The organism is Sphaerisporangium rhizosphaerae (assembly GCF_042665155.1).
Classification (GTDB): domain Bacteria; phylum Actinomycetota; class Actinomycetes; order Streptosporangiales; family Streptosporangiaceae; genus Sphaerisporangium; species Sphaerisporangium rhizosphaerae.
In genome coordinates, this window is record NZ_JBHTCG010000019.1 from 129,035 (window position 1) to 154,057 (window position 25,023).

The 25,023-nt window shown below is 73.1% G+C and carries 23 protein-coding genes; 18 read left to right on the forward strand and 5 right to left on the reverse strand.

Going from position 1 to position 25,023, the window contains the following annotated elements:
• The first annotated feature begins 8 nt into the window (after positions 1-8).
• Both ACFQSB_RS25425 and ACFQSB_RS25430 read left to right on the forward strand, forming a co-directional pair.
• Positions 9-1,244 (forward strand): trans-sulfuration enzyme family protein, encoded by a 1,236-nt coding sequence (locus ACFQSB_RS25425; protein ID WP_380829495.1) that lies wholly within the window; start codon positions 9-11, stop codon positions 1,242-1,244.
• A gap of 90 nt (positions 1,245-1,334) precedes the next feature.
• Positions 1,335-2,450, forward strand: a complete 1,116-nt coding sequence (locus tag ACFQSB_RS25430) for a D-alanine--D-alanine ligase family protein (RefSeq protein ID WP_380829479.1) — start codon at positions 1,335-1,337, stop codon at positions 2,448-2,450.
• Between the two features lie 173 nt (positions 2,451-2,623).
• Here ACFQSB_RS25430 and ACFQSB_RS25435 read toward each other — a convergent pair whose 3' ends face one another.
• Both ACFQSB_RS25435 and ACFQSB_RS25440 read right to left on the reverse strand, forming a co-directional pair.
• Entirely contained in the window at positions 2,624-3,064 is a 441-nt protein-coding gene (locus ACFQSB_RS25435) for a DUF3515 family protein (RefSeq protein WP_380829480.1), read from the reverse strand.
• Positions 3,065-3,088: 24 nt separating this feature from the next.
• Positions 3,089-3,322 carry an Lrp/AsnC ligand binding domain-containing protein gene (locus ACFQSB_RS25440; protein ID WP_354847479.1) on the reverse strand — a complete coding sequence of 78 codons (234 nt, stop codon included), beginning with the start codon at positions 3,320-3,322 and terminating at the stop codon, positions 3,089-3,091.
• Between the two features lie 72 nt (positions 3,323-3,394).
• Here ACFQSB_RS25440 and ACFQSB_RS25445 point away from each other — a divergent pair, with 72 nt between their 5' ends.
• From ACFQSB_RS25445 to thiD, 3 genes are all read left to right on the forward strand, one after another.
• Positions 3,395-4,363 (forward strand): thiamine-phosphate kinase, encoded by a 969-nt coding sequence (locus ACFQSB_RS25445; protein WP_380829481.1) that lies wholly within the window; start codon positions 3,395-3,397, stop codon positions 4,361-4,363.
• Positions 4,364-5,179: 816 nt separating this feature from the next.
• Entirely contained in the window at positions 5,180-6,367 is a 1,188-nt protein-coding gene (locus ACFQSB_RS25450) for a cellulose binding domain-containing protein (RefSeq protein ID WP_380829482.1), read from the forward strand.
• 91 nt (positions 6,368-6,458) lie between these two features.
• A complete protein-coding gene (thiD, locus tag ACFQSB_RS25455) occupies positions 6,459-7,259 on the forward strand; it encodes a bifunctional hydroxymethylpyrimidine kinase/phosphomethylpyrimidine kinase (RefSeq protein WP_354847488.1) in 801 nt (266 codons plus the stop codon).
• 392 nt (positions 7,260-7,651) lie between these two features.
• Here the strand turns inward: thiD and rpmB are convergent, their stop codons facing one another.
• Complete coding sequence (gene rpmB, locus ACFQSB_RS25460; RefSeq protein ID WP_354847547.1) at positions 7,652-7,837, reverse strand: 50S ribosomal protein L28; 186 nt, start codon at positions 7,835-7,837, stop codon at positions 7,652-7,654.
• Positions 7,838-8,094: 257 nt separating this feature from the next.
• Between rpmB and ACFQSB_RS25465 the strand changes: the two genes are divergently transcribed.
• From ACFQSB_RS25465 to ftsY, 12 genes are all read left to right on the forward strand, one after another.
• Positions 8,095-9,732, forward strand: a complete 1,638-nt coding sequence (locus ACFQSB_RS25465) for a DAK2 domain-containing protein (RefSeq protein ID WP_380829483.1) — start codon at positions 8,095-8,097, stop codon at positions 9,730-9,732.
• Positions 9,733-9,891: 159 nt separating this feature from the next.
• Positions 9,892-12,126 (forward strand): ATP-dependent DNA helicase RecG, encoded by a 2,235-nt coding sequence (gene recG / locus ACFQSB_RS25470; protein WP_380829484.1) that lies wholly within the window; start codon positions 9,892-9,894, stop codon positions 12,124-12,126.
• 752 nt (positions 12,127-12,878) lie between these two features.
• Positions 12,879-13,448: a 16S rRNA (guanine(966)-N(2))-methyltransferase RsmD gene (gene rsmD / locus ACFQSB_RS25475; protein WP_380829485.1), complete on the forward strand. Its 570-nt coding sequence runs from the start codon at positions 12,879-12,881 to the stop codon at positions 13,446-13,448.
• A gap of 15 nt (positions 13,449-13,463) precedes the next feature.
• Positions 13,464-13,940, forward strand: coding sequence for a pantetheine-phosphate adenylyltransferase (gene coaD, locus ACFQSB_RS25480; protein ID WP_354847500.1), 477 nt, complete (start codon positions 13,464-13,466; stop codon positions 13,938-13,940).
• Positions 13,941-13,988: 48 nt separating this feature from the next.
• Positions 13,989-14,561 (forward strand): YceD family protein, encoded by a 573-nt coding sequence (locus ACFQSB_RS25485; RefSeq protein ID WP_354924935.1) that lies wholly within the window; start codon positions 13,989-13,991, stop codon positions 14,559-14,561.
• Between the two features lies 1 nt (position 14,562).
• Positions 14,563-14,742 (forward strand): 50S ribosomal protein L32, encoded by a 180-nt coding sequence (rpmF, locus tag ACFQSB_RS25490; protein WP_189161846.1) that lies wholly within the window; start codon positions 14,563-14,565, stop codon positions 14,740-14,742.
• A 265-nt stretch (positions 14,743-15,007) separates the two neighbouring features.
• Positions 15,008-15,712, forward strand: a complete 705-nt coding sequence (gene rnc / locus ACFQSB_RS25495) for a ribonuclease III (protein WP_380829496.1) — start codon at positions 15,008-15,010, stop codon at positions 15,710-15,712.
• A gap of 3 nt (positions 15,713-15,715) precedes the next feature.
• Positions 15,716-16,687, forward strand: a complete 972-nt coding sequence (mutM, locus tag ACFQSB_RS25500; protein ID WP_380829486.1) for a bifunctional DNA-formamidopyrimidine glycosylase/DNA-(apurinic or apyrimidinic site) lyase — start codon at positions 15,716-15,718, stop codon at positions 16,685-16,687.
• Positions 16,684-16,983 (forward strand): acylphosphatase, encoded by a 300-nt coding sequence (locus ACFQSB_RS25505; RefSeq protein ID WP_354847509.1) that lies wholly within the window; start codon positions 16,684-16,686, stop codon positions 16,981-16,983. The genes mutM and ACFQSB_RS25505 overlap by 4 nt, the downstream gene beginning before the upstream one ends.
• 189 nt (positions 16,984-17,172) lie before the next feature.
• Positions 17,173-17,367 carry a hypothetical protein gene (locus tag ACFQSB_RS25510; RefSeq protein WP_248958190.1) on the forward strand — a complete coding sequence of 65 codons (195 nt, stop codon included), beginning with the start codon at positions 17,173-17,175 and terminating at the stop codon, positions 17,365-17,367.
• Positions 17,368-17,698: 331 nt separating this feature from the next.
• A complete protein-coding gene (smc, locus tag ACFQSB_RS25515) occupies positions 17,699-21,382 on the forward strand; it encodes a chromosome segregation protein SMC (protein WP_380829487.1) in 3,684 nt (1,227 codons plus the stop codon).
• Positions 21,383-21,572: 190 nt separating this feature from the next.
• On the forward strand, positions 21,573-22,751 hold the full coding sequence (gene ftsY / locus ACFQSB_RS25520; RefSeq protein ID WP_380829488.1) for a signal recognition particle-docking protein FtsY: 1,179 nt from the start codon (positions 21,573-21,575) through the stop codon (positions 22,749-22,751).
• Between the two features lie 57 nt (positions 22,752-22,808).
• On the opposite strand, the gene ACFQSB_RS25525 is transcribed toward ftsY, so the two are convergent.
• Positions 22,809-23,687 (reverse strand): NmrA family NAD(P)-binding protein, encoded by an 879-nt coding sequence (locus ACFQSB_RS25525; RefSeq protein WP_380829489.1) that lies wholly within the window; start codon positions 23,685-23,687, stop codon positions 22,809-22,811.
• A 116-nt stretch (positions 23,688-23,803) separates the two neighbouring features.
• Between ACFQSB_RS25525 and ACFQSB_RS25530 the strand changes: the two genes are divergently transcribed.
• Complete coding sequence (locus tag ACFQSB_RS25530; protein WP_380829490.1) at positions 23,804-24,397, forward strand: TetR/AcrR family transcriptional regulator; 594 nt, start codon at positions 23,804-23,806, stop codon at positions 24,395-24,397.
• 78 nt (positions 24,398-24,475) lie between these two features.
• Here ACFQSB_RS25530 and ACFQSB_RS25535 read toward each other — a convergent pair.
• A partial coding sequence (locus ACFQSB_RS25535; protein ID WP_380829491.1) for a cellulose binding domain-containing protein occupies positions 24,476-25,023 on the reverse strand: 548 nt, incomplete at its 5' end.

Sequence of the window (25,023 nt, forward strand, 5' to 3'; positions counted from 1 at the left end):
CCCGACGCATGCGCAGGAGGCTCGGCGAGAACAGCCGGGCCGTCCACCTGCCACCGGTCCCGGCCTCCCGCCAGCTTCCCATCGGGCTGCCCGTCTGGCGCACCTCCGCGTGGAGCTTCGAGGGCTCCGCCGAGTACGCCGACGTGCTCGGCGACCGGGCGCCGGGGTTCGCCTACAGCCGGGTCGACAACCCCACCGTGGCGGCGTTCGCCTCGGGCATCGCCGCGCTGGAGGGCGCCGCGGCCCCCGAGGACGTCGCCGGGCAGGCGTTCGCCTCAGGTATGGCGGCCGTCAGCGGGGTGCTGATGACGTTCCTGCGGGCCGGCGCGCACGTCGTCGCGCCCGCCCACGTCTACGGCGGCACCTACTCGCTGCTGTCGAACGTGCTGTCGCGGTTCGGCGTGTCGGTCGACTTCGTGGACTACGCCGACCTGCGCCGCGTCCATGCCGCCGTGCGCCGCACCACGAAGATCATCTACGCCGAGACGCTGAGCAACCCGACGATGGCGGTCGCCGACATCCGCGGGCTCTACCGCATCGCCCGGGACGCCGGCGCGCTGCTGGTCGTCGACTCGACCTTCGCCACCCCCGTGGTCTGCCGGCCCCTGGAACACGGCGCCGACCTGGTCGTCCACTCGGCCACCAAGTACATCGGCGGGCACGACGACGCCACGGGCGGCGCTGTCGTGGGGCGTCCCGACCTGATCGCGCAGATCCGCGAGGTGCGCATCGACACCGGCGGAGCCCTGGCCCCCGACGAGGCGTTCCTGCTGCGCCGGGGCCTGGCGACGCTGACGCTGCGGGTGCGCCGCATGTGCGCCACCGCGATGGTCTTCGCCGCGGCCGTCGCCAAGCACCCGGCGGTGCGCCGCGTCGACTACCCCGGCCTGGCCGGCCACCCGGGCCACCAGCTCGCCCGCCAGCTCTTCGACGCCGGCCCCGAGGGCACCAGGTACGGGGCGTGCGTCACCGTCGTCCCGAACGGCGGCTACGAGGCCGGGGTCGCGCTGGCCGACACCGTGCGGCTGCCGCGCATCGCCGCCTCGATCGGCGGCGCCGAGACCAAGGTCGCCCACGTGGCTTCCACGACCCACCGCCGCCTCGACGAGCCCGCCCTGGCCGGCTCGGGCGTCGACGCGGGGGCCGTGCGCTTCTCCATCGGCCTGGAGGACGCCGAGGACCTCATCGCCGACGTCACCGAGGCGCTCGACGCCCTGCGCTCGAACACCGCCACCCGCGCCTGACCATTCCGGTCCGTCGGCGGGCGTCATGGGACGACGCGCCGCGCACCTGACAAGCAGGGACGACAGTGACGCAAGGTAGATTCGGGCATCATGAACGAGCAGCAGGAATCCCAGCCGCGCGTACGGGTGGCGGTGGTCTTCGGGGGCCGAAACTCCGAGCACGCGGTGTCGCTCATGGGCGCGGGCAGTGTCCTTTCGGCCATCGACCGGTCGAAGTACGACGTCGTGCCCATCGGCATCTCGCCGGACGGGCGGTGGGTGCTGGCGACCGACGACCAGCGGTTCGAGATCGAGGGCGAGGAGCTGCCCAGCGTGGACCCGGCCGGCACGGCGCTCGCGCTGCCGTCCGGAGGCGGTCCCCTCGTGGCGCTGGACGCCGGGACGATCCCGGCCTCGCTGGGACAGGTGGACGTCGTCTTCCCGATGCTGCACGGCCCGTTCGGCGAGGACGGCACCATCCAGGGACTGCTGGAGATGGCCGGCGTGAGCTACGTCGGCTCGGGGGTGCTGGCCAGCGCCGTGGGCATGGACAAGGCGTACATGAAGGCTTTGCTGGCCTCGGCCGGGCTGCCCGTCGGGCCGTACGTCGTCGTGCGCGACCGCGACTGGCGCCTGGACCGCGACCGGGTGCTCAAGGACGTCGAAGCGCTGGGCATGCCGGTCTTCGTCAAGCCCTCCCGGGCCGGGTCCAGCCAGGGCATCACCCGGGTGGACGACGTCCAGGACCTGGAGCGGGCCGTGGAGCTGGCCCGTGAGCACGACCCGAAGGTCCTGGTCGAGGCGGCGATCGAGGGCCGCGAGATCGAGTGCGCGGTGCTGGAGTGGCCGGGCGACGAACCGCCGCGGGCGAGCCTGCCCGGCGAGGTGCTGGTGGAAGAGTCGCACGAGTTCTTCGACTTCTCGGCCAAGTACATCGGGTCGGACATGGCGCTCAGCGTGCCGGCCGACATCCCCGAGGCGGTCGCGGAGGAGCTTCGGGCGATGGCCGTACGGGCGTTCGAGGCGCTCGGGTGCGAAGGGCTGTCGCGCGTGGACTTCTTCTACACACCGACGGGGCACCTGATCCTCAACGAGATCAACACGATGCCCGGCTTCACGGCCATGTCGGTGGCGCCCCAGCTGTGGGCGGCCACGGGTCTCTCCTACGCCGAGCTGGTGGACCATCTGATCCAGCTCGCGCTGCACCGCCCCGTCGGCCTGCGCTGAGCCGCCGGAGGGGGTCGCCGCGGGTGGAACGGCCGGAGCGCGTCATCGCGGGCGGAAGGGCCGTCGGCCCGCCCGCGGCGGCCGCTCCGGTCAGGGACGTCGGGCGTCGGCGTGCGAGTCGTGGCGGGCGTCGGCGCGCGGGTCGCGGTGGGCGTCGGGTTCGGCCGCGGGTTTCAGTGGCCGGGGAACGCCGTCTTGATCGGGGCGGCCAGGTCGACGAGCACGGCCGCGGCCTGGTGCCTGGAGGAGATCGTCAGCTCGACGTAGTCGCCGTGGACCAGGGCCGTGAACAGCGACGGCCTGGCCGGGTCGGCGTACCACGGCACGCCGTTGATCTCGGGAACCTGCTCGGTGGGATCGAGCGCGGCGGGGCGCGGCACGCCGCAGCGCAGCGCGATCTCGCCCGAGCCCCACACCGCCACGTACGGCGAGGGGGGTTCGGACGGGACGCGCTCCGCGCCGTCGAGCGTGCGGGGGAGCCGGCCGTCCAGGGACGCGCAGGCGGCCGCCGTCGCACCCTGGGGGGCCGGAGGCTGCACCCGGACCGCCGCGCCGCAGCCGGCGGTCAGGGACAGCGCCGCCAGGCACGACGCGGCCACGACGGCCCGCCCCATGGCTCCCCCCGAAGACCTCGACGCTCAGATGTGCACGATCGGACAAGTAAGGGTACGCGTGATCCCCTCGACGGCCTGAATCTGCGCGACGACCAGCTTGCCTAGTTCGTCCACGTTGTTGGCCTCGGCGCGGACGATCACGTCGTACGGGCCGGTGACGTCCTCGGCGCGTGTCACACCCTGGATGCCCGCGATCGCGCTTGCGACCGCGGCGGCCTTGCCGACTTCTGTCTGGATAAGGATGTAGGCCTGCACCATCACGTCCTCCCGCGGGGGCGAAGCTGGTTTGTTTCAGTGCCGTTACTCGATCAGTCCGAATCGCAACCGTACATGCAACAGACCTGGAGGTGTGCTATCACAGCCGCAGATCTTGGCGAATTTGGGATCATTGCCCGTATTGCCGGACGTTTGCCACAATTTCCGGCGGTATTGCTCGGTCCTGGGGACGACGCCGCGGTGGTCCGCGCCCCTGATGGACGGGTGGTTGTGACGACAGATCTCCTACTCGAGGGTAGGCACTTCCGTCGCGATTGGTCCAGTGCGTACGACATCGGGCGCAAGGCGGCGGCGCAGAACCTCGCCGACGTCGTGGCCATGGGCGCCGATCCCACCGCCCTGGTGGTGGGCCTCGGGATGCCCGGGGACACCGCGACCGACTGGGTGGACGGCCTCACCGACGGCTTCGGCGAGGAGTGCGCGCTGGTCGGCGCGAGCGTGGCGGGCGGCGACATCGCCAGGTCCGACCTGGTGGTGCTGGGGGTCACCGCACTCGGCGACCTCGGCGGACGTGCCCCCGTGACCCGCTCCGGAGCGCGTCCCGGCGACGTGGTGGCCGTGGCGGGGCGGCTCGGCCACGCCGCGGCCGGGCTCGCGCTGTTGCTGGCGGGCCGCGCCGACGACGCCTTCCCCGAACTGGCCGACGCCCACCGGCGTCCCAGGCCGCCGTACGCGTGCGGGCCGGGGGCTGCCGTCCTCGGCGCCACCGCCATGGCCGACGTCAGCGACGGGCTGGTGCAGGACCTCGGGCACATCGCCTCCGCCAGCGGGGTGCGCGTCGAGGTGGACCCCGCCTCCCTGCCCATCCCCGCACTGCTCGCCGACGCCGCGGCCGAGCTCGGCCAGGACCCGGTGGAGTGGGTGCTGACCGGCGGCGAGGACCACGCGCTGGTCGCCGCGTTCCCGCCGGACGTCTCGCTGCCCGCTGAGTGGAAGATCATCGGGCGGGTGGCGGAGGGGGAAGGCGTGCAGGTCAGAGGGCGGGTGGGGCAGAGGAGTGGCTGGGATCACTTCCGTGATTAACGTGAAAATTGTGACAAAGACGTGTTGAAGGTGTTATGAAGTGACGCGCTGTGGTTTCTAGGAGGAAGGCGCTTCATGGGACGGGGACGCCACACGTCATCGCGAGGCCGAGGGTCCGACCCTGACGGGGCGGACGAGCGCGGAGCCTCGAGCCGGCGCGACGACGACCGGGGAACCGAGGAATGGCTGGCCCCCGCCGCCTGGCCCGACGACGACCCCAACGCCCCGTCCTGGCCCACACCGGCCTCCGCCGCCTCCCCTGGCCCTGGCACCCCCGCCTGGCCCCCGCCGGCCTCCGGCGCCTCCTCCGGCCCTGGCACCCCAACCTGGCCCGAACCCCCGTCCACGGGCGCCACGGCGTGGCCGGAGTCGCCGTCTCCCGGCTCTTCGGCGTGGCCTGAGCCGCCGTCTCCTGTTCCTTCGGCGTGGTCCGAGCCGCCGTCCACAGGGGCCACGGTGTGGCCGGAACCCTCGTCCCCTAGCCCCTCCGCGTGGTCCGAGCCCGCGTCCGCGAGCCCCTCGGCGTGGCCGGAGTCGCCGCCTCCTGGCCCTTCGGCGTGGCCGGAGTCGTCCGCGGGTGCGGGCGGGGAGGCCGAGCCGTCGAGGTCCAGTGCGTGGGACGCCGTGCCCACCCCCGCCTGGCCGACCGCCTGGGGCGACGAGCCGGAATCGGCCGGTCCCGCCGAGGACGCGCCGCGAACGGCCCACGCGCCGCCGCCCGCCGGGGACATGCCGAGGGTGGTCCCTGGGCCGCTTCCCGGCGAGGACGTGCCGGCCGGAGGGCCTCGCTCTGGTTTCGGGGAGGACCTGGCGCGGATGTCGCCCTGGTCCGCCGCCGGCGGGGACACGCCGCGTGCCGGCTACCCGGCCGGTTCCGGCGACAGCCTGAGGGCCGGTCCCGGGGCCGGCTACGAGGACGACTTTCCCCGCGTCGTCCCGTGGCCGAGGTCGGAGGACGACCTTTCGCGCGTCGGCCCGGGGCCGAGCTCGGAAGGCGACCCTCCGCGCGTGGGACCGGGGCCGCGTTCGGAGGATGACATCCTGCGGGTCGGGCTGGCGCCGGGCGGTGACGAGCGTTCCGGCGGCCCCGCCACCGAAGGCCCGCACGACGGCGGAGGCCGCAGGCGCGGCCGGCGGCGCGGCCAGGACGGCGAGGACCGCCCGAAGCCCCGGCGGGGGCGCCTCGCGGCGCTGTCGGCCGTGGCCGTGGTCACCGCCATCACGACCGCCGTGATCGGCGTCAAGCTGTCCTCCGGCCAGGTGGACCTGGTCCGGCCGCCGGACTGCCCCAAGGGCCAGGTCTGCGCGGCCATCGCCCCCGGCAAGCCACAGCGGCAGGACACCCCGCCCAGCGACACCGAGACGCCCGACACCGGCGCCCCCTCCGACGAGGCGTCCGCTTCCCCCAGCGCCGGGTCGCCCAGTTCGTCGTCCCGCCGTTCCTCCGCGCCCACCTCCGGCGCGAGCCGTCCGCCCGCCCACCGGACGCCGCAGCCTTCGGCCCGGCCGACGCCGGAGCGCACCCGGACGACCCCCACCGGGCGGCCGAGCCCGCAGGAGGACACCGCGGACCCCACGCCGGACCCAGAGGAAACCGACATCACCACCTCGCCCGAAGCGACGCCTGAGGCCGATGACGCCGACCCGTTGGTCGCGCCGGGCCGGGTGGCCGTCGACTTCGGCGTGTCGGCGGTGACGCCCGCCGGGTACACCGGCCGGTTGACGATCACCAACACCGGGGCCGCGCTGGACGGCTGGAGTGTCCGTGTGCCGGTCGGCGGCGAGGTGACCGGCGCCGACGGGGCGGAATGGACGCAGAAGGGCGACCTCCTGGTGCTGTCCTCGGCCGCGACGCTGGGCGAGGGCGAGACGGTCGTGGTGTCGTTCACCGCCGACGGCGACTCCGCCTCCCCGGAGACCTGCCAGCTCACCGGAGGCAGCTGCCGCCTCCGCACCGACGACGCCTTCTCCTCCGAGGTCGCCCCCGAGATCTCCCTTCAGTAAGCCACCTCCTCTCCCCCCTCCAGCGGGCTCCCAGCGGCATAGCGGCCCCTCCTGGCCCCGGGACGGAGGGGGAGTTTGGTTTGATGGACGCGTGACTCCTCCCCGCGTGCTCACGGTCGCCGGCTCCGACTCGGGCGGAGGCGCCGGCATCCAGGCCGACCTGAAGACCATGCTGGCGCTGGGCGTCCACGGCATGAGCGTGATCGCGGCGGTGACCGCGCAGAACTCCCTCGGCGTGCAGGGCTACTGGGAACTGCCGCCCGAGGCGGTGCGCGCGCAGCTCGACTCGGTGCTCGGCGACATCGGCGCGCAGGCCGTCAAAACCGGCATGCTGGCCTCCCCGCGACTGGTCGAGGTGGTCGCCGAGGTGCTCGCCGGCGTGGAGGTCCCCGTGGTCGTGGACCCCGTCGGCGTGTCCAAGCACGGCGACCCGCTGCTCGCCCCCGAGGCGGTCCACACGGTGACCTCGCGCCTGCTGCCGGTGGCGACCGTGGTGACGCCGAACCTGTGGGAGGTCGAGCAGCTCACCTCGTTCAAGGTCGAGGACGAGGACGACCTGCGGCCGGCCGCCGAGGCGGTGCTGGCCCTCGGGCCCGCCTGGGCGCTGATCAAGGGCGGCCATCTGCCCGGCCGCCCGGTCGACCTGCTCACCGACGGCGTCACCGAGCACCGCTTCTCGGCCGAGCGGCTCGACAACCGGCACACCCACGGCACCGGATGCACGCTGGCCTCCGCCATCGCCTCCCACCTGGCGCTGGGGGAGGACGTCCCGGGCGCGGTGGCCAAGGCGAAGGAGTACGTCACCGGCGCGATCGCCCACGGGTTCCCCCTGGGCGCGGGCATCGGCCCCGTCGACCACGCCTGGCGCTGGCGCGGGGGCACACGGGCCTGATCCGGCCGCACGGGCCTTGATCCGGCCGAGAACCCGCCCGCGGAGACACACGCGGCGCTTGGCCCGCTCCCTTGAGGCGCTCAAGACGCGCCTGCCGACGTAGAGAGCCGCTGCTCACTCGCCTGGACTTCTCAGGGCGCACCTGGGGCGTAGGGGCGCCTGCACACCCCACCAGAACCGTCTCGGGGGCACGCCAGCGGGCTCAGGAGCGTCTGCTCACTCGCCTGACCGTCTCAGGACGCGCCCGTAGCGCCAGGGGACGCGCCGTAGTGCACAAAGGCGCGCCCGCAGGCACAGGGCGCGCCCGGCAGGCGCACGGGCGCTGGCCGAGGGAGTCCGGGAACGGCGATGGCCCGCCACCCATGGTGGGTGGCGGGCCATCGAAGCCGGTGCTAGCGGGCGATCTTGCCCGCCTTGATGCAGGAGGTGCACACGTTCAGCCGCTTCGGCGTGCTACCGACCATGGCGCGCACACGCTGGATGTTGGGGTTCCAGCGGCGGCGGGTGCGGCGGTGCGAGTGCGAGATGTTGTTGCCGAAAGTCGGCCCCTTGCCGCAAACGTCGCAGACGGAAGCCACGGTCATCGCTCCTTAGATCAGTCAATAGGCCCGAAACCGAGGTAGAAGCGGCGGTCGGGCATGCCGGGACTACCGGCTGGCCACACGAGGGTATCCGATGTCGCCCGGTGCTCACCAAACGGAGGGGCGGGCGAACGGGGATAATCTCGTATCACCAACCGTAGCGCATCATCGGAGCCGGCGCGGTCCCGTGCGCGCGAACCACCGTGCGACGTGCCGCGCGGGGTCGATTCGCCGCGCGCAGGAGGGAGCCCCCCATGCCTTCGCAGCCCGCCGACGCCGGGGAGTCGCTGCGGATCCTCGACCCCGCCGCGGTGCGCCGCTGGGCCAGGTTGTGCGCCGAGGCGCTCGGCAGGGTCCGCGCCGAGATCGACGCGCTGAACGTCTTCCCCGTCCCCGACGGCGACACCGGGACGAACCTGCACCTGACGATGCTGTCGGCGGCCGAGGCGCTCGACGGGCTGCCGCACGACGCGGACGCCGAGGCCACCTGGGGCACGCTGGCGCACGGCGCGCTCATCGGCGCGCGGGGGAACTCGGGGGTGATCGTCAGCCAGGCCCTGCGCGGCATGGCCGAGGTGCTCAAACCCGCCAAGGGCGTCGGCCGCGACCTGCGCGAGGCGCTGGCCAGGGCGGCCGAGCTGGCCAGGAGCGCGGTGGCGCGCCCGGTGGAGGGCACCGTGCTGAGCGTGCTGAGCGCGGCGGCCCGCGCCGCGCAGGAGGCGGAGGAGGCGGCGGACGGCCTGGACGCCGCCGGTGAGCTGGCGGAGGTCGCCAGGAGCGCCGCGTCCGCCGCGCGCGCCGCCCTCGGCCGCACCACCGAGCAGCTCGACGTGCTGTCCCGCAACGGGGTGGTCGACGCGGGCGCCGCCGGGATGACCGTCGTCCTGGAGAGCCTGGCCGCCGTGATCACCGACTCCTATGTCGGCCGGTACGAGGTGCCCGCGCCGGCCGCGCGGTTCACCCCTGTGGGGCCGGGCGAGCACGGGCACGTCGAGGAGTTCGGCTACGAGGTGATGTTCCTCCTGGATGCGGACGAGGCCGCCGTCGCCGCGCTGCGCGAGGAGCTCGACCGCCTCGGCGACTCGCTGGTGGTCGTCGGCGGGGACGGCCTGTGGAACGTGCACGTCCACGTGGACGACGCCGGGGCGGCCGTCGAGGCGGGGATGCGGGCCGGGCGGCCGCATCGCGTCAAGATCGCCTACCTGGAGGCCGCGGCGCACGCCCCCCGGCGCGGCCAGGGGCGCGGCGTGGTGGCCGTCGCGGCGGGCGACGGCATCGCGCGCCTGTTCGAGCGGGCCGGAGCCGTGGTGGTGCGCCGCGAGCCCGGCTCGAGCCCCGCGCTCGGGGCCGTACTGGACGCGATCCGGCAGGCCGGCACCGAGGTCGCGGTGCTGCCGAACGACACCGGCGTGAACGCGGTGGCCATGGGCGCGGCGGCGATCGCCCGCGAGGAGGGCGTGGTCGTCAGCGTGCTGCCCACCAAGGCGACCGTCCAGGGGCTCGCGGCCCTGGCCGTCCACGACCCGCTGCGGCGCTTCGACGACGACGTGGTGGCGATGACCGACAGCGCCGGCCACGCCCGCCACGGGCACGTCTGGGTGGCCGACCGCGAGGCCATGACCAGCGCCGGCCTGTGCCGTCCGGGCGACGTGCTCGGCGTGATCGACGGCGACGTGGCCCTGATCGGCTCCGACGTCGAGGCCGTCGCCGTCACGACCGCCTCCCGCATGCTGTCGGCCGCCAGCGAGCTGGTGACGCTCATCCTGGGGGCGGACGGCGATCGGCCCGCGCGGGCCGTCCGTGAGCACCTGGCCTCGGCCCGGCCGGACCTGGAGACGGTCGTCCACGAGGGCGGCCAGGGCGGCTACCCGCTGCTCATCGGCGTCGAGTAGGCCGCCGGGCCGGCGTGCGCGGCGCCCCCGTGCCCGCCCGGCCCGGCCGCGGCGCCCTGGGCGGCCAGGCCGAGCCGACGGGCGCCGCGCCGCGCGTACGGCGTCGAGCGGGGCCGTCGCGGGGGTTCTTGTCGGCCGCGAGCGGTACAACTGGTTGACGTGACGCGTTTCGACGAGCCGCTCATCAAGGCGCTCGATCCAAAGACGGCCAAGCCGCTCGAGGGCTCGCTCAACATCACCACGGTCGGCGAGCTCCTGCGCCACTACCCCCGGCGCTACGCCGAGCGGGGCGAGCTCACCGCGCTCGACGCCCTGGAGGTCGACGAGCACGTCACGGTGGTCGGCGAGGTCTCCCGCCTCATGCGCAAGCCGATGCGCAACCGGTCGGGCACCTGGCTGGAGGTCGAGGTCGTCGACGGGCGGCGCAACAAGATCTATCTGTCCTTCTTCGGCAAGATGTCCCACGTGGTGGAGACCCGGCTCAAGCCCGGCACCCGCGCCATGTTCTCCGGCAAGGTGGGGCGGTTCGGGCACGGCGAGCGGGCCAAGTGGCAGCTCAGCAATCCCGAGTTCGAGCCGTTCGAGGAGGTCGAGTCCTCGTCGTCCTCGGCGGCCGAGTTCGCCGCCGCGCCGGTGCCGATCTACCCGGCGGCGGGCGGCATCACCTCGTGGGTGATCCGCAGGGCGATCGGCGTCGTGCTCGACACGCTGGGCCCGATCCCCGATCCGCTGCCCGACGACCTGCGCGCCCGCCACCGGCTGCCGGGCCTGGCCGAGGCGCTGGAGGCCGTCCACCGGCCGCGCGACCAGGGCGACGTGGCGAGGGCGCGCAAGAGGCTCAAGTTCGACGAGGCGTTCATGCTGCAGGCCGTGCTGGCCCAGCGCCGCCAGGCCGCCGCCGCGTGGCCCGCCACCCCCCGGCCCCTCAGGGACGACGGGCTGCTCGCCGACTTCGACGGCCGGCTGCCCTTCCAGCTCACCGAGGGCCAGGTCATCGTCGGCGAAGAGATCGCGGCCGAGCTGGCGCTGGCGCACCCGATGCACCGTCTGCTCCAGGGCGAGGTGGGCGCGGGCAAGACCGTCGTGGCGCTGCGGGCGATGCTCCAGGTGGTCGACGCCGGCGGCCAGGCGGCGTTGCTCGCCCCCACCGAGGTGCTGGCGCAGCAGCACCACCGCTCCATCGTCCGCATGCTCGGCGACCTCGGCACCGGCGGCATGTTCGGCGGCACGGCGGTGACGCTGCTCACCGGCTCCACGGGCGCGGCGGGCCGCCGCGCCGCCCTGCTGGAGGCCGCGTCCGGCGCGGCGGGCATCGTCGTGGGCACCCATGCCCTGCTCCAGGAGCACGTCCAGTTCGCCGACCTCGGCCTGGTCGTCGTGGACGAGCAGCACCGCTTCGGCGTCGAGCAGCGTGACGCGCTGCGCGAGAAGGCCGGCGGCGGACGGCCGCACGTCCTGGTGATGACCGCCACCCCGATCCCGCGCACGGTGGCCATGACGGTGTTCGGCGACCTGGAGGTCTCGACGCTCAGCCAGCTGCCCTCCGGCCGGGCCCCGATCACCACGCACGTCGTCCCTGCGGCCGACAAGCCCCACTTCCTCGAACGCACCTGGGAGCGCATCCGCGAGGAGGTCGGCCTGGGCCGCCAGGCCTACATCGTCTGCCCCCGCATCGGCGACCAGGAGGGCGACGAGGGCGATCTGAGCGACCTGGCCGGGCCCGGTGACCTCGCCGAGCTGAGCGAGGCCGCCGAGGCGGGGGAGGGGAACGGCGAGCGCCGCCCGCCGCTGGCCGTCATGGAGGTCGCCCCCCTGCTGGCCGGCGGGCCGCTGGCCGGCCTGCGCGTCGAGGTCCTCCACGGGCGCCTGCCTCCCGAGGACAAGGACGCCGTGATGCGCGCCTTCACACGCGGCGAGGTCGACGTCCTGGTGGCCACCACGGTGATCGAGGTCGGCGTGGACGTCCCCAACGCCTCCGTCATGGTGATCATGGACGCCGACCGGTTCGGCGTGTCGCAGCTCCACCAGCTGCGCGGGCGCGTGGGCCGGGGCGGCCTGCCCGGCCTGTGCCTGCTGGTGACCGACTTCCCGGCGGGCACCCCGGCCCGCGAGCGGCTCGACGCGGTCGCCGCCACGCTCGACGGGTTCGAGCTGTCCCGGGTCGACCTGGAGCAGCGGCGCGAGGGCGATGTGCTGGGCGCGGCCCAGTCCGGGCGCAAATCGTCGCTGAAGATGCTGCGGCTGCTGCGCGACGAGGACGTCATCAGGGACGCCCGCGAGGAGGCCGGGCTGCTGCTGTCCGCCGATCCCGACCTGTCCGCCCACCCGGCGCTCCGCGCCGAGATCGACCGCCTCCTCGGCGACGACCGCGCCGAATACCTCGAAAAGGCATGATCGCTGCCAGAGGTGGGTGAACGGCCCAAGTTGCTCGACGTAGTGTGGCGCCGGCTTCGCCGTACCACGACCCGCCGACCCGGCGCCGGCAGAAAGGACCGCTTTGACCGGTGATGAGGGACGGTCCGCCCGGCCACAAGGGTGTGCTCGGGGCGCGGCGGTGCTGTGAGGAGGAGAGAGCGAGTGCGAGGTACGAGCGCTCGTGAACGACGACGAACGGCGCCGCCTCAAAGGCGCCCCGAGCCCGCCGAGCGGAGCGAGGCCGAGCAACACGGCAACACAGAAAATGACCCAGGGCCCAGCCTTGGGACGGCCTCCCCCCGAATGCCGTCCCCGGCTGGGCCCACCCTCGGGTCAGGTGCCGAGGGCACCGGCGCGCGGAAGGGCTCACGATCACGCCGGTCGGCCTTCCCCTGGGTCACCATGAAGGCCGCAGAACTCATCATGTGGGCTCAGGCCGCCGTGCGGAACGACCCTTGCGCATTCGTCGACGACACTTGGCCACTCTTGACCTTGGCTCTCGGGCCGGCCGAGGGCCCCATCTCGGGCCCCGGCGGGCGTGTGACGTCCCGTGACCCCGGCGGACGTGGGGTACCTGTGACCCCGGCGGGCGTGGGCGTACCCGTGGCCCCGGCGGGCGCGGCCCCGCGGCTCTGGCGGGCGTGGGCTGCGCGTGGCCGCGGTGGGCGTGGGGGCGTACCGCGTGTCCCGGCCGGTGCGGGGGCGGCTCGGGCTGCGGCGAGAATGGGCGGGTGACCCGAGTCATCGCAGGAACCGCCGGCGGACGCCGCATCGCCGTGCCCCCCGGCCGTGGCACCCGCCCGACGAGCGACCGTGCCAGGGAGGGGCTGTTCTCCACCGTCGGCTCCCTGCTCGGCCCGCTGGACGGCGCCCGCGTGCTCGACCTGTACGCCGGGTCCGGGGCGGTGGGCCTGGAGGCGCTGTCGCGGGGAGCCTCGCACGCGCTGCTGGTGGAGTCCGACGTCAAGGCCGTGCGCACGATCAGGGAGAACATCGCCGCGCTGGGCCTGCCGGGGGCGGTCGTGACCGGCGACCGGGTCGAGCGCGTCGTGGCGCTCCCGTGCGCCGAGCCGTACGACTTCGTGTTCGCCGACCCTCCGTACGCGGTGAAGGACGAGGCCGTCGCCGAGGTGCTCGAACGGCTGCGCGACAACGGCTGGCTGGCTTCGGACGCCCTGGTCGCGGTGGAGCGCGAGTCGCGGGGGAAGGACCTGGTCTGGCCCTCGGGATTCAGCGAGGAGAGGGTCCGTCGCTATGGCGAAGCGTCCGTTTGGTACGGTCGCGCCGCCGGGAACCAGTGAAACTGGGGGTACGCCTTGCGTCGCGTCGTCTGTCCGGGGTCGTTCGACCCCGTCACCAACGGCCATCTCGACATCATCGGCCGGACGTCCCGGTTGTATGACGAGGTCGTCGTCGCCGTGCTGATCAACGTCGAGAAGAAGAGCCTGTTCACCGTGGACGAGCGCATCGCGACGCTCGAGGAGGTGACCCGCGAGTACGGCAACGTGCGGGTCGAGAAGTTCTACGGGCTGCTGGTCGACTTCTGCAAGCAGCAGGGCATCCCGACGATCGTCAAGGGCCTGCGCGCGGTCAGCGACTTCGACTACGAACTGCAGATGGCCCAGCTCAACTACCGCATGTCGGGCGTCGAGACGCTGTTCATGTCGACCAACCCCGAGTACTCCTTCCTGTCGTCGAGCAGGCTGAAGGAGATCGCCCGGTACGGTGGGGACGTCTCGGGGCTCGTGCCGGATCTGGTGCACCGGATGCTGGTCGAACGGCTCCGCGGCTGAGTGCTGGTATTCTTTCTCATCGGCCTTGTACGACGGCGGTGATTCGCCATGCCTCAAGAGAGCAGGAAGACGCTGCATAGCCTCGACCCCCGGGCCCCCTGGGTGATTTCGACCCATGATCTGGGACGACGGCCGGGGTCCATGCGCGAGATCTCCCGTTCCCTCCCGGCTCCGGCGAATCTCACCGTCGGCATGATCGGCGTCCCCGTGGACGCCGAGATCGAGCTGGACATCCGGCTCGAGGCAGTGATGGAAGGCGTGCTCGTCACGGGCACGGCGCGAGCCCCGCTCACCGGCGAGTGCTCGCGGTGCCTGGATCCGTTGACCTCGCAGATCGAGGTCGGCTTCCAGGAGCTCTTCTTCTACTCGGCGGAAGACGCCGCCGAGGACGACTCACTCCTCGACGGTGAACTCCTCGATCTCGAGCCGACGTTCCGCGACGCGGTGGTGCTCGCACTGCCGTTGAGCCCGGTCTGTGGTGAAGACTGCCCCGGTCTCTGCGTGGAGTGTGGGGTCAAGCTGGCGGAAGCCGGCCCGGACCACCGGCACGATAAGACCGACGCCCGCTGGGCGGCGTTGCAGGGCCTGAACATCGAGAACAACAAGACCCAGGAGGGTTGACGTGGCCGTCCCCAAGCGGAAGATGTCGCGGAGCAACACCCGCTCCCGCCGCGCGCAGTGGAAGACCGCCGCGCCGGCGCTCGTGAGCTGCAACCAGTGCCGGTCGCCGAAGCTGCCGCACGTGGCATGCCCGACCTGCGGCACCTACAACCGCCGACAGGTCATCGAGCCGTCGGCCTGATCACGCCTGCGGTGGCCGGTGAGCCGGCCGGATGCCCCGCATCCGGCCGGGACGACCGTCCACCGTTCAAAGGCGTGCGGTGGCGGTTCGCCCGCGGCCGTGGTGGGCGCCGGGGCCGCCGCAATCTCCCGGCGTCCACCACGTTTTCGGGCACCCGCGTTCCATCCGCCATCGCGACCATGGTCGTGACGTGCTGCGTGACGGCCAGAGAGACACCGTCCGAGGAGGAGACGTGGCCGCAGGTGGGAAGCCCATACCGGTAGAGATCGCCAGGGACGAGCTCGAGCGCGTCCTGGACGTCAAGCTGGACGAGCAGCTTCTTGAGCGGGCGCTGACGCACCGCTCCTACGCGTACGAGAACGGTGGCCTGCCCACCAACGAGCGCCTTGAGTTCCTCGGCGACTCGGTGCTGGGCCTGGTGGTCACCGACACCCTGTTCCGGGGGCATCCCGATCTTCCCGAAGGCCAGCTCGCCAAGCTGCGGGCGGCCGTGGTCAACATGCGCGCCCTCGCCGACGTCGCGCGCGCCCTGGACCTCGGCCGGTTCACCCGGCTCGGCCGGGGTGAGGAGGGCACCGGCGGGCGCGACAAGTCCTCGATCCTCGCCGACACCCTCGAGGCGCTCATCGGCGCCGTCTACGTCGACAAGGGGCTGGACGAGGCGTTCCGTGTGGTCCACCTGCTGTTCGACCCGCTGATCAAGCGGTCGGCCTCGCTCGGCGCGGGCCTCGACTGGAAGACCTCCCTGCAGGAGCTCACCGCCGCCGAGATGCTGGGCGTGCCCGAGTACCACGTGGACGAGAGCGGGCCCGACCACGCCAAGTCGTTCACCGCGATCGTCAAGGTCGGCGGCCAGGAGTACGGCTCGGGCGCAGGGCGCAGCAAGAAGGAGGCCGAGCAGCAGGCCGCGGAGGCCGCCTGGAACGCCATCCGCGCGGCCGCCGAGGCCCGGGACAAGAAGGCCAGCTGACCCATGCCGGAGCTGCCGGAAGTCGAGGTCGTCCGGCGCGGGCTGGAACGCTGGGTCGCCGGGCGCACGATCGCCTTCGCCGAGGTCCTGCATCCTCGCGCGATCCGCAGGCACGCGCCCGGGTCGGCCGAGTTCGCCGGACGGCTGGCGGGCCGCACGCTGGTCTCGGCCGAGCGGCGGGGCAAATACCTGTGGCTGCCCCTGGCCGAGGCGCTGAACGGCTCCGAGGCCCCGGCAGGCGGCTCTGCGGATCTCCCGCAGGACAGCGGAGACGCCGGAGCGGATCTTCCTCAGGCCGGTCCGGCGGGAGAGGCCCGGCACGGCGCGTCCGAGGCGCTGCTGGCGCACCTGGGCATGAGCGGCCAACTGCTGGTGGTCGACCCGGGCTCGCCGCTGGAGAAGCACCTGCGGGTGCGCCTGGGGTTCTCCGACGGCGGCCCTGAGCTGAGGTTCGTCGACCAGCGCACCTTCGGCCACGTGCTGGTGGCTCCTCTGCTGCCGCTGGAGCGGCCGGTCCCCGAGCCGATCGCGCACATCGCGCCCGATCCGCTGGAGGAGGCGTTCGACGAGGAGATGTTCGCCATGCGGCTCGCCACCCGGCAGACCGAGGTCAAGCGGGCGCTGCTGGACCAGTCGCTGATCAGCGGGGTGGGCAACATCTACGCCGACGAGTCGCTGTGGCGGGCGGGGCTGCACGGCGGCGTGCCCACGCGGTCGCTGAGCCGGCGCAAGGTCGAAGAGCTGCTGGCGGCGGCGCGCGCGGTGATGACCGAGGCCCTCGGCCAGGGCGGCACGTCCTTCGATAGCCTGTACGTCAACGTCAACGGCGAGAGCGGCTACTTCGACCGGTCGCTCAACGTGTACGGCCGGGAGGGCGAGCCGTGCCCCCGCTGTGGCGCACCGGTCGTCCGGGAGGCTTTCATGAACAGGTCCTCCTACAGTTGCCCCCGTTGTCAACCCCGGGTGGCGACATGAGCGGGGACGCCGCGCCCGGCGCAAGTGACATCCGTCTCAACGCATGGGTGCGCGGTCGCGTGCAGGGGGTGGGTTTCCGCTGGTGGACGCGGTCCCGGGCTCTTGAGCTGGGGTTGGTCGGGTCGGCGTCGAACCTTGCCGACGGCAGGGTCGAGGTCGTCGCCGAGGGGCCGCGCGAGGCCTGTGAGAAGCTTCTCGCCCTGCTCAGGGGTGGTGACACCCCGGGGCGGGTAGATACCGTGGTGGAGCGCTGGTCACCGGTTCGCGGTGGTTTTGGTGGATTCGTGGAGCGGTAGGCGCTTCCCTTAAACCCCCTAAATGCGGTATATTTACATGTCGGGAGTGCCCATTGGCGCATTCATGGAGAGCGTTCAACTTGACCGCCTCCATTGCCGGTGCGACTCTTGATAGGAAACACGCGCACCCCTCCCGCGGCAAGAAGTGCGCGAACCAGTTTGGTCACTCAGCGTGGAGGACCCTTAACCATGGCGAAGGCTCTACTCGGCCACGTCGGCGGTCTCGACCCTCGAATGGTCTCGGAAATGCGCCGTCTCCAGCAGCGAATCCGGGATCTGGAGGCAGAGCTCACAAGGCTCCAGGCCCAGAACGACGCTCTCGCGGCCCAGTCGCGAGATGAGGCGTTCTCTCGCCTGCAAGATCGCGAGCCGGCCCTCACCTGAGGTTCGGTACGGACGGCAACACACTGTCAGGGACGCCCCGCAAAGGCGTCCCTTGTCATTTTCCGGCACCTCCGGTGGCCGGCCTCGCCCGGCCGCACACCTCCGGCGGCCGGCCCCGCCCGGTCCGGCGTCCCCGCGCGCCCGGCACCGGCCCGGCACTGGCTCGGCACTGGCTCGGCGCTGCGCGCGCCGGTTCCGCGTGCTCCGTTGCAGGCCGCATACCCGGTGAGCACACCCGAGGGCGTCCCGAGCCGGTAGTGTGCCCCGAAGAGCGGAAGGGACCCGGGAGGCAGGAAGGCGGTCCCCGAGCGGAACGGGGAGGTCGGCGCGCGTGTATCTCAAGAACCTCACGCTGCGCGGCTTCAAGTCCTTCGCCTCCGCCACCGCCCTGAAGTTCGAGCCCGGCATCACCGCCGTCGTCGGCCCCAACGGGTCGGGCAAGTCCAACGTCGTGGACGCCCTCGCCTGGGTCATGGGCGAGCACAGCGCCAAGTCCCTGCGCGGCGGCAAGATGGAGGACGTCATCTTCGCCGGCACCTCCTCGCGGCCTCCGCTGGGGCGCGCCGAGGTGACGCTGACCATCGACAACACCGACGGCGCCCTCCCGATCGACTACACCGAGGTCACGATCAGCCGGCTGATGTTCCGCTCCGGCCAGAGCGAGTACGCCATCAACGGCGACACCTGCCGGCTGCTGGACATCCAGGAGCTGCTGTCGGACTCCGGCATCGGCCGCGAGATGCACGTCATCGTCGGCCAGGGCCAGCTCGACACCGTCCTGCACGCCGGCCCCGAGGAGCGCAGGGCGTTCATCGAGGAGGCCGCGGGCGTCCTGAAGCACCGCAAGCGCAAAGAGAAGGCGCTGCGCAAGCTGGACGCCATGCAGGCCAACCTCACCCGCGTGCAGGACCTCGCGGCCGAGCTGCGCCGCCAGCTCAAGCCGCTGGGCCGCCAGGCCGAGATCGCCCGCAAGGCCGCCGTCATCCAGGCCGACCTTCGCGACGCGCGGCTGCGCCTGCTGGCCGACGACGTCGTCCGCCTGCGTGACCACCTCCACCGTGAGGCCGCCGACGAGGCCGCCGTCCGCGCCAGGCGCGCCGAGGTGGAGGCCGGCCTCGAACAGGGGCAGGGCCGCGAGGCCGAGTTGGAGGCCGCCGAGAGCGCCGCCCAGCCGCGCCTCGCCGTCGCCCAGGAGACCTACTACCGCCTGGCCGCGCTCAAGGAGCGCTTCCACAGTGTGGAGACGCTGGCCGCCGAGCGGCACCGCCACGCCGTCGAGGCCGCCTCCATCGAGCGGCGCGGGCGTGACCCCGAGGAGTACGAGCGCGAGGCCGCCGAGGTGCGCGAGCGCGAGGAGGCGCTCAAGGCCGAGCTCGAGCAGGCCGAGGAGATCCTCGAACAGGCCGTCTGGCGGCGCGGTGAGGCCGAGAGCGCTCTGGCCGTCGAGGAGCGCCGCCTGGCCGCCGCCGCGCGCGAGGCCGCCGACCGCCGCGAGAGCCTGGCCAGGCTGCGCGGCGAGGTGGCCGCCGTGCGGGGCCGCGCCAGGGCCGCCGAGGAGGAGATCGGGCGCCTGGCCAAGGCCCTGGGGGAGGCCCGTCAGAGGAGCGAGCGGGCCCGCGAGGAGCACGACGCGCAGCAGGAGGCCGAGCCCGCCGCCGACCCCGCCCTCGCCGACGAGCTGGCGCGCGCACAGCAGGGCGTCGAGGAGGCCAAGGCCGCGGTGGAGGAGGCGCGGGCCGCCGTCGAGGAGGCCAAGGCCGCCGCCGAGCCCCCGCGCAGGGCCCTGGCGGAGGCCCGCGCGGCCGTCGGGGCGGCGCGGGCCGCCGACCAGGAGGCCCAGCGGGCGATCGCCGCCCTGGAGGCCCGCGGGGAGGCCCTGCGCATGGGGCTCGCCGGGGGCGCCGACGGCGGCGCGGCGCTGATGTCCGCCGGCCTGTCCGGAGTGCTCGGGCCGCTCGCCGCGATGATGACCGTGCGGCCGGGAGCCGAGGTGGCCGTGGCCGCCGTGCTGGGCGCCGCCGCCGAGGCCGTCGCGGTGGAGTCGCTGTCCACCGTCGTGGACGCGGTGGAGCTGCTGCGGGCCGAGGACGCCGGCCGGGCCGCGCTGGTCGTCGCCTCCGATGCCGCCGTGGCGAGGCCGGTGCCCGTCGAGGACGCCGAGTGGGTCTGCGACCTGGTGAGCGTGTCCGACGCCTTCCGCCCCGCCGTCGAGAGCCTGCTGGCCGGCGTGGTCGTCGTCGAGGACGTGCCGGTGGCCAGGAAGATCGTCGAGCAGCGCCCCGACGTCCGGGCCGTCACCTGGTCGGGCGACCTGGTGGGCGCGTTCTTCGCGCACGGCGGCTCGGGCGCAGGCGCGGGCTCGGCCCTCCAGGTGCGCGCCGCCCTCGACCAGGCCGTCGCCGATCTCGAGCAGGCCCGCGCCACCGCCGAGAGCGCCGCGGGCGAGCTCGAACGCGCCGCCGAGGCCGAGCGCGCCGCCCAGCAGGCCGTGGAGGCCGTCCAGGCGCGCGCCGCGCAGGCGCAGACCGGCGTCAACACCGCCCAGGCCGGCGTGAACGCCGCGCAGGGCGAGCTCGACCGCGTGCGGGCCAGGCAGCGCGAGGCCGACCAGCGGGTCGCCCTCGCGGCACGGCGCCTGGCCCAGCTCGACGCCGCCGCCAGGGCCGCCGGCGACGAGTGCGACCGGCTGGCCCGCAGCGTCGCCGCCGCCGAGCAGGCGCGCGACCGCGACCTCGCCGGCGTCGTCGAGCTGGAGGAGCGCCTGGCCGAGGCCGAGTACGCCGACGAGCTGGCCGCGGAGCCGACCACCGAGACCCGCGACGAGCTGGCCGGGGTCCGCGACGTCACCCGGCAGGCCGAGATGGAGGCCCGCCTGACCGTCCGCACGGCCGAGGAGCGCGTCCGCGGCATCGCCGGCCGCGCCGACCAGCTCATGAGGGCGGCCGAGCGCGAGCGCCACGAGCGGGCCGGGGCCGCCGCGCTGCGCGAGCGCCGCCGCGCCCAGGCCCAGGTGGCCGAGGCCGTCGTCCGGGGCGCGGCCCGCGCGCTCGGGGTGCTGGAGACCTCCCTGACCCTGGCCGCCGACGAGCGCGAGGACGCCGAGCGGGCGCGCGGCGAGATCGACGCCGAGCTCAAGGCGGTGCGCGTCCGGGTGCGCGAGCTGGCGTCCGAGCTGGACAAGCTGGTCAACCGGGCTCACGGCAACGAGGTGGCCCGCACCGAGCAGCGGCTGCGCCTTGAGCAGATGGAGCAGCGCGCCATGGAGGAGTACGGCGTCGAGATGGACGCCCTGATCTCCGAGTACGGCCCCGAGCAGCCCGTGCCGGTCGGCGACGGCGAGCCGGTGCCCTACGTCCGCGAGGAGCAGGAGAAGCGCGCCCGCGTCGCCGACAGGCAGATGGCCCAGCTCGGCAAGGTCAACCCGCTGGCGCTGGAGGAGTTCGCGGCGCTGGAGGAGCGGCACGCCTTCCTCAACTCCCAGCTCGAAGACCTGCGCAAGACCCGGCGCGACCTGCTCACCGTGGTCAAGGAGGTCGACGAGCGGGTCGAGCAGGTCTTCACGGCCGCCTACGAGGACGTCGCCCGCGAGTTCGAGACCATCTTCACCCGGGTCTTCCCCGGCGGCGAGGGGCGCCTGCTGCTGACCGACCCCTCCGACATGCTGACCACCGGCGTCGACGTCGAGGCCAGGCCGCCGGGCAAGAAGGTCAAGCGCCTGTCCCTGCTGTCGGGCGGCGAGCGCTCGCTGACCGCCGTGGCGTTCCTCATCTCGATCTTCAAGGCGCGGCCGTCGCCGTTCTACGTCATGGACGAGGTCGAGGCGGCGCTGGACGACACCAACACCCAGCGGCTGCTCACCCTGTTCGAGGAGCTGCGGCAGAGCTCCCAGCTCATCGTCATCACCCACCAGAAGCGCACCATGGAGATCGCCGACGCCCTCTACGGCGTCAGCATGCGCGGCGACGGCGTCACCCAGGTCGTCAGCCAGCGCCTCCGCGAACGCGAACCCGCCTGACCCCACCCGGCGGTTCTCCCGTGTGCATGCTGCGGCCACGCTCAGGGGACGCGCGGGGCGCCGGGGGTGGGGGAGCGCCGGGCGGCAGGGTGGGGATGAGGGGCGTTGAACGCTTCATATCGGTGTAACCGGCGCGGCGCGGGCAAGCCGGGGCGTGAGCATGGCCGCCCGTCTGGAAAACTGACTTCTTGTGGATGGGTACCTCGGCATCATTCTGATCGTCATCGTCGTCGCGTTGCTCGCGGCGGGCGGGATGTTCCTGTTGTTCCGCCCGAGCCAGAGGCACGCTCCGCCCGTCGCGCCGCCGGAGGCGCCGACGATCCCGGAGGAGAGGCGGCCTCCGGCCACCGGTGTCATCGAGGACGACACCCTTACGACCACCGTCCCGCCGCCGGTCAAGCCGGTCGAACCCGTCGCGCCGCCCGCGCCGGCCATCGAGATCCCGCCCCCGTCCGCCGGCCGCATGGTGCGGCTGCGGGCCAGGCTCGCCCGCTCACAGAGCACGCTCGGCAAGGGCCTGCTCGAGCTGCTGTCGCGCGACCGCCTGGACGACGAGGTCTGGGACGAGATCGAGGACACGCTCATCACCGCCGACGTGGGCGTGAGCCCCACGCGCACGATGGTCGAAGAGCTGCGCACCAAGGTCAAGGTCCTCGGCTCGCGCAGCCACGACGAGGCGCGCGGCCTGCTGCGCGAGCAGCTCCTCGCCCTGATCAACCCCGACATGGACCGTACGCTGCACACCGCCCCGCACGGTGAGCGGCCGGCGGTCGTGCTCGTCGTCGGGGTCAACGGCACCGGCAAGACCACGACCACCGGCAAGCTCGCCCGCGCGCTGATCGGCGACGGCCGCAAGGTGCTGCTGGGCGCCGCCGACACCTTCCGGGCCGCCGCCGCCGACCAGCTCCAGACCTGGGGCGAGCGCGTCGGCGCCGAGGTCGTCCGCAAGGACGAGGGCGCCGACCCGGCCTCCGTCGCCTTCGACGCGGTGTCCAAGGGCATCGACGACAAGGTCGACACGGTCATCGTCGACACGGCGGGCCGCCTGCACACCAAGACCGGCCTGATGGACGAGCTCGGCAAGGTCAAGCGCGTCATCGAGAAGAAGGCCACGGTCGACGAGGTCCTGCTGGTCCTCGACGCCACCACCGGCCAGAACGGCATGCGCCAGGCCCAGGTCTTCGCCGAGGCGGTCAACATCACCGGCATCGTGCTGACCAAGCTCGACGGCACGGCCAAGGGCGGCATCGTGATCTCCGTCCAGCGCGAGCTGGGCGTCCCGGTGAAGCTCGTCGGCCTCGGCGAAGGCCCCGACGACCTCGCCCCCTTCGACCCGGAGGTCTTCACCGACGCCCTCCTCGGTGACTGACCCGACACCCCCGGGGCGGCGCGGGGTGCGCCGCCCCGGGGGATTCGTCCTTGGGTTTCAGGCGAGGACGGCGGGCTTGAGGGTGTCCTGGCACCATTGGCGGAAGGTGGTGGGGCCGGTGGACCGGGGGGTGCGGGGGTCGGTGTCGTAGAGGCCCTGGTCGACCGCGGCGGACATGTCGACGATGCCCTGGGCGCACGCCTCGGTCGCGCCGTGCCGGATCAGGGTGGCCTTGTACTCCTCGCCGGTCACCTGCTGGTAGCGGATCGGCCGTCGCAGCACCTCGGACATGATCTGTGCCATGTCGTCGTGGGACAGGTCCTCGGGGCCGTGGATCGGCACGCTTTCCTGCCCGGTCCAGGAGCCGTCGAGCAGCAGGTCCGCCGCGACTGCGGCGATGTCGCGGGTGGCGCAGATCGGGACCCTGCGATCGCCGGAGATCGCGAGGGAGAACACGCCCCGGTCTCTGATCGGCGCGACCTGCCTGAGCATGTTCTCCATGAACCCCGGCGGGCACAGTGAGCGGTAGCTCACCCCCATGCTCTCGACCAGATGGTCCATGGCGAAGATCGCGGATATCTGCCCGGCCTTCCTCGCCGTTCCTCGGCCCAGGCTGGAGACGCCGATCACCCGCTTGACGCCCTGGCGGCCGATCGCGTCGCACAGCGGCCGGACGAAGTCCAGGACGTGGGCCGGGAGGCTCTCGGCGCGGGGGTTCGGGGGGAGAACCCAGAACACGGTGTCAGCGCCCGTGAGCGCCTTGTCGACGACGCCGGCGTCGTCCGCCGATCCCTGCACGATCTCGACGCGTTCGCGCACCTGGGGGGAGAGGCGGGACGGGTCGCGGGCGATGACCCGGATCGGCTCTGGGCCGTCCAGGACGTTCTGGAGGACCTCGCGGCCGATCTGGCCGGTGGGAGTGGTTATGACGATCATGAGACCTCAGACCTCGCTGTGGGCTTAGCGGAACCGGAACTACTCTTCCTGTTAGCGCCACGCACGTTACGGAACTAAGATTCCGGTTGTCAAGCGGCGACCGAGACATGTGAGCGATGACTGAGATCGAACGACCCCTGCGCGCCGACGCGCGCCGCAACCGTGAGCGGATTATGGCCGCCGCCGGCGAGCTGTTCGCCCGGCACGGGCGCGAAGCCCAGATGGAGGACATCGCGGCCCGCGCCGGCCTGGGCATGGGAACCCTCTACCGCCACTTCCCCAACAAGCAGGCGCTGCTCATCGCGATGGTCGGCGAGCGGTTCCACGGCATGGCGGACCTGGCGCGCGCCGCCGAGCAGATCACCGACCCCGGCGACGCCTTCGAGGCGATGCTGCGCGGCTACCTGGAGGCCGCCGACGGCGACGCGGCCTTCCAACTGGCGCTGATGGGCTCCGACGACCTCGAATGGGAGCGCATCGGACGGCAGAAGGCCGAGTTCGCCGCGGCCGTCACCCGCGTCATCGACCGCGCCGTGGCCTCCGGCCAGGTGCGCGCCGACCTCACCCTGGCCGACTTCACCGTCGTGGCCAGCGGCGTCATCTCGACGATGTACTTCAAACCGGGCGGCCACCGCGACTGGCGACGCCATCTCCAGCTCGTCCTCGACGGCATCCGCGGCCCCGGAGGGCGGGCGACGACGCTCGAATGACGCCGGAGGCGTCCCCCGGAGTCCGGGGGACGCAGGTCGTCCTGCGCCTTCCGGGTCCGGGGAACGCCTCCGGTTCGCTCAGGAAACCGAGCAGGTCGCGCCGTTGAGGGTGAAGGCGGTGGGAGCGCCGCTGTTACCGGTGTGGGTGGCCTGGAAGCCGATGGTGGTGGAGGCGCCGGGCGCCAGCGAGCCGTTGTAGTCGACGTTCTTCGCCGTGACCTGGCCGCTGGTGGGCGTGTAGGTGGCGTTCCATCCGGAGGTGATCGTCTGCCCGCCCGGAAGGGTGAAGGCCAGCGACCAGCCGTTGACGGCGGAGGAGCCGGTGTTGGTGATGGTGATGCTCTCCGTCAGCCCGGTGTTCCACGCGCTGACCGTGTCGCTGACGCGGCAGGCACCCGGTCCGCCGCTCGGCGTGGGCGTAGGAGTGGGCGTGGGCGTGGGGGTCGGCGTCGGGGTGGGAGTCGGCGTGGGCGTGGGAGTGGGGGTCGGCGTGGGCGTGGGCGTGGGGGTCGGTGTGGGGGTGGGGTTGGTGGAGGTTCCGTCGAGGCCGAGGAAGGTGATGGCGTAGGCGAGTTGGCCGGTCATGGGGAGTTGGTGGCCGACGCCGCTGATGCTGATTCCTTCGA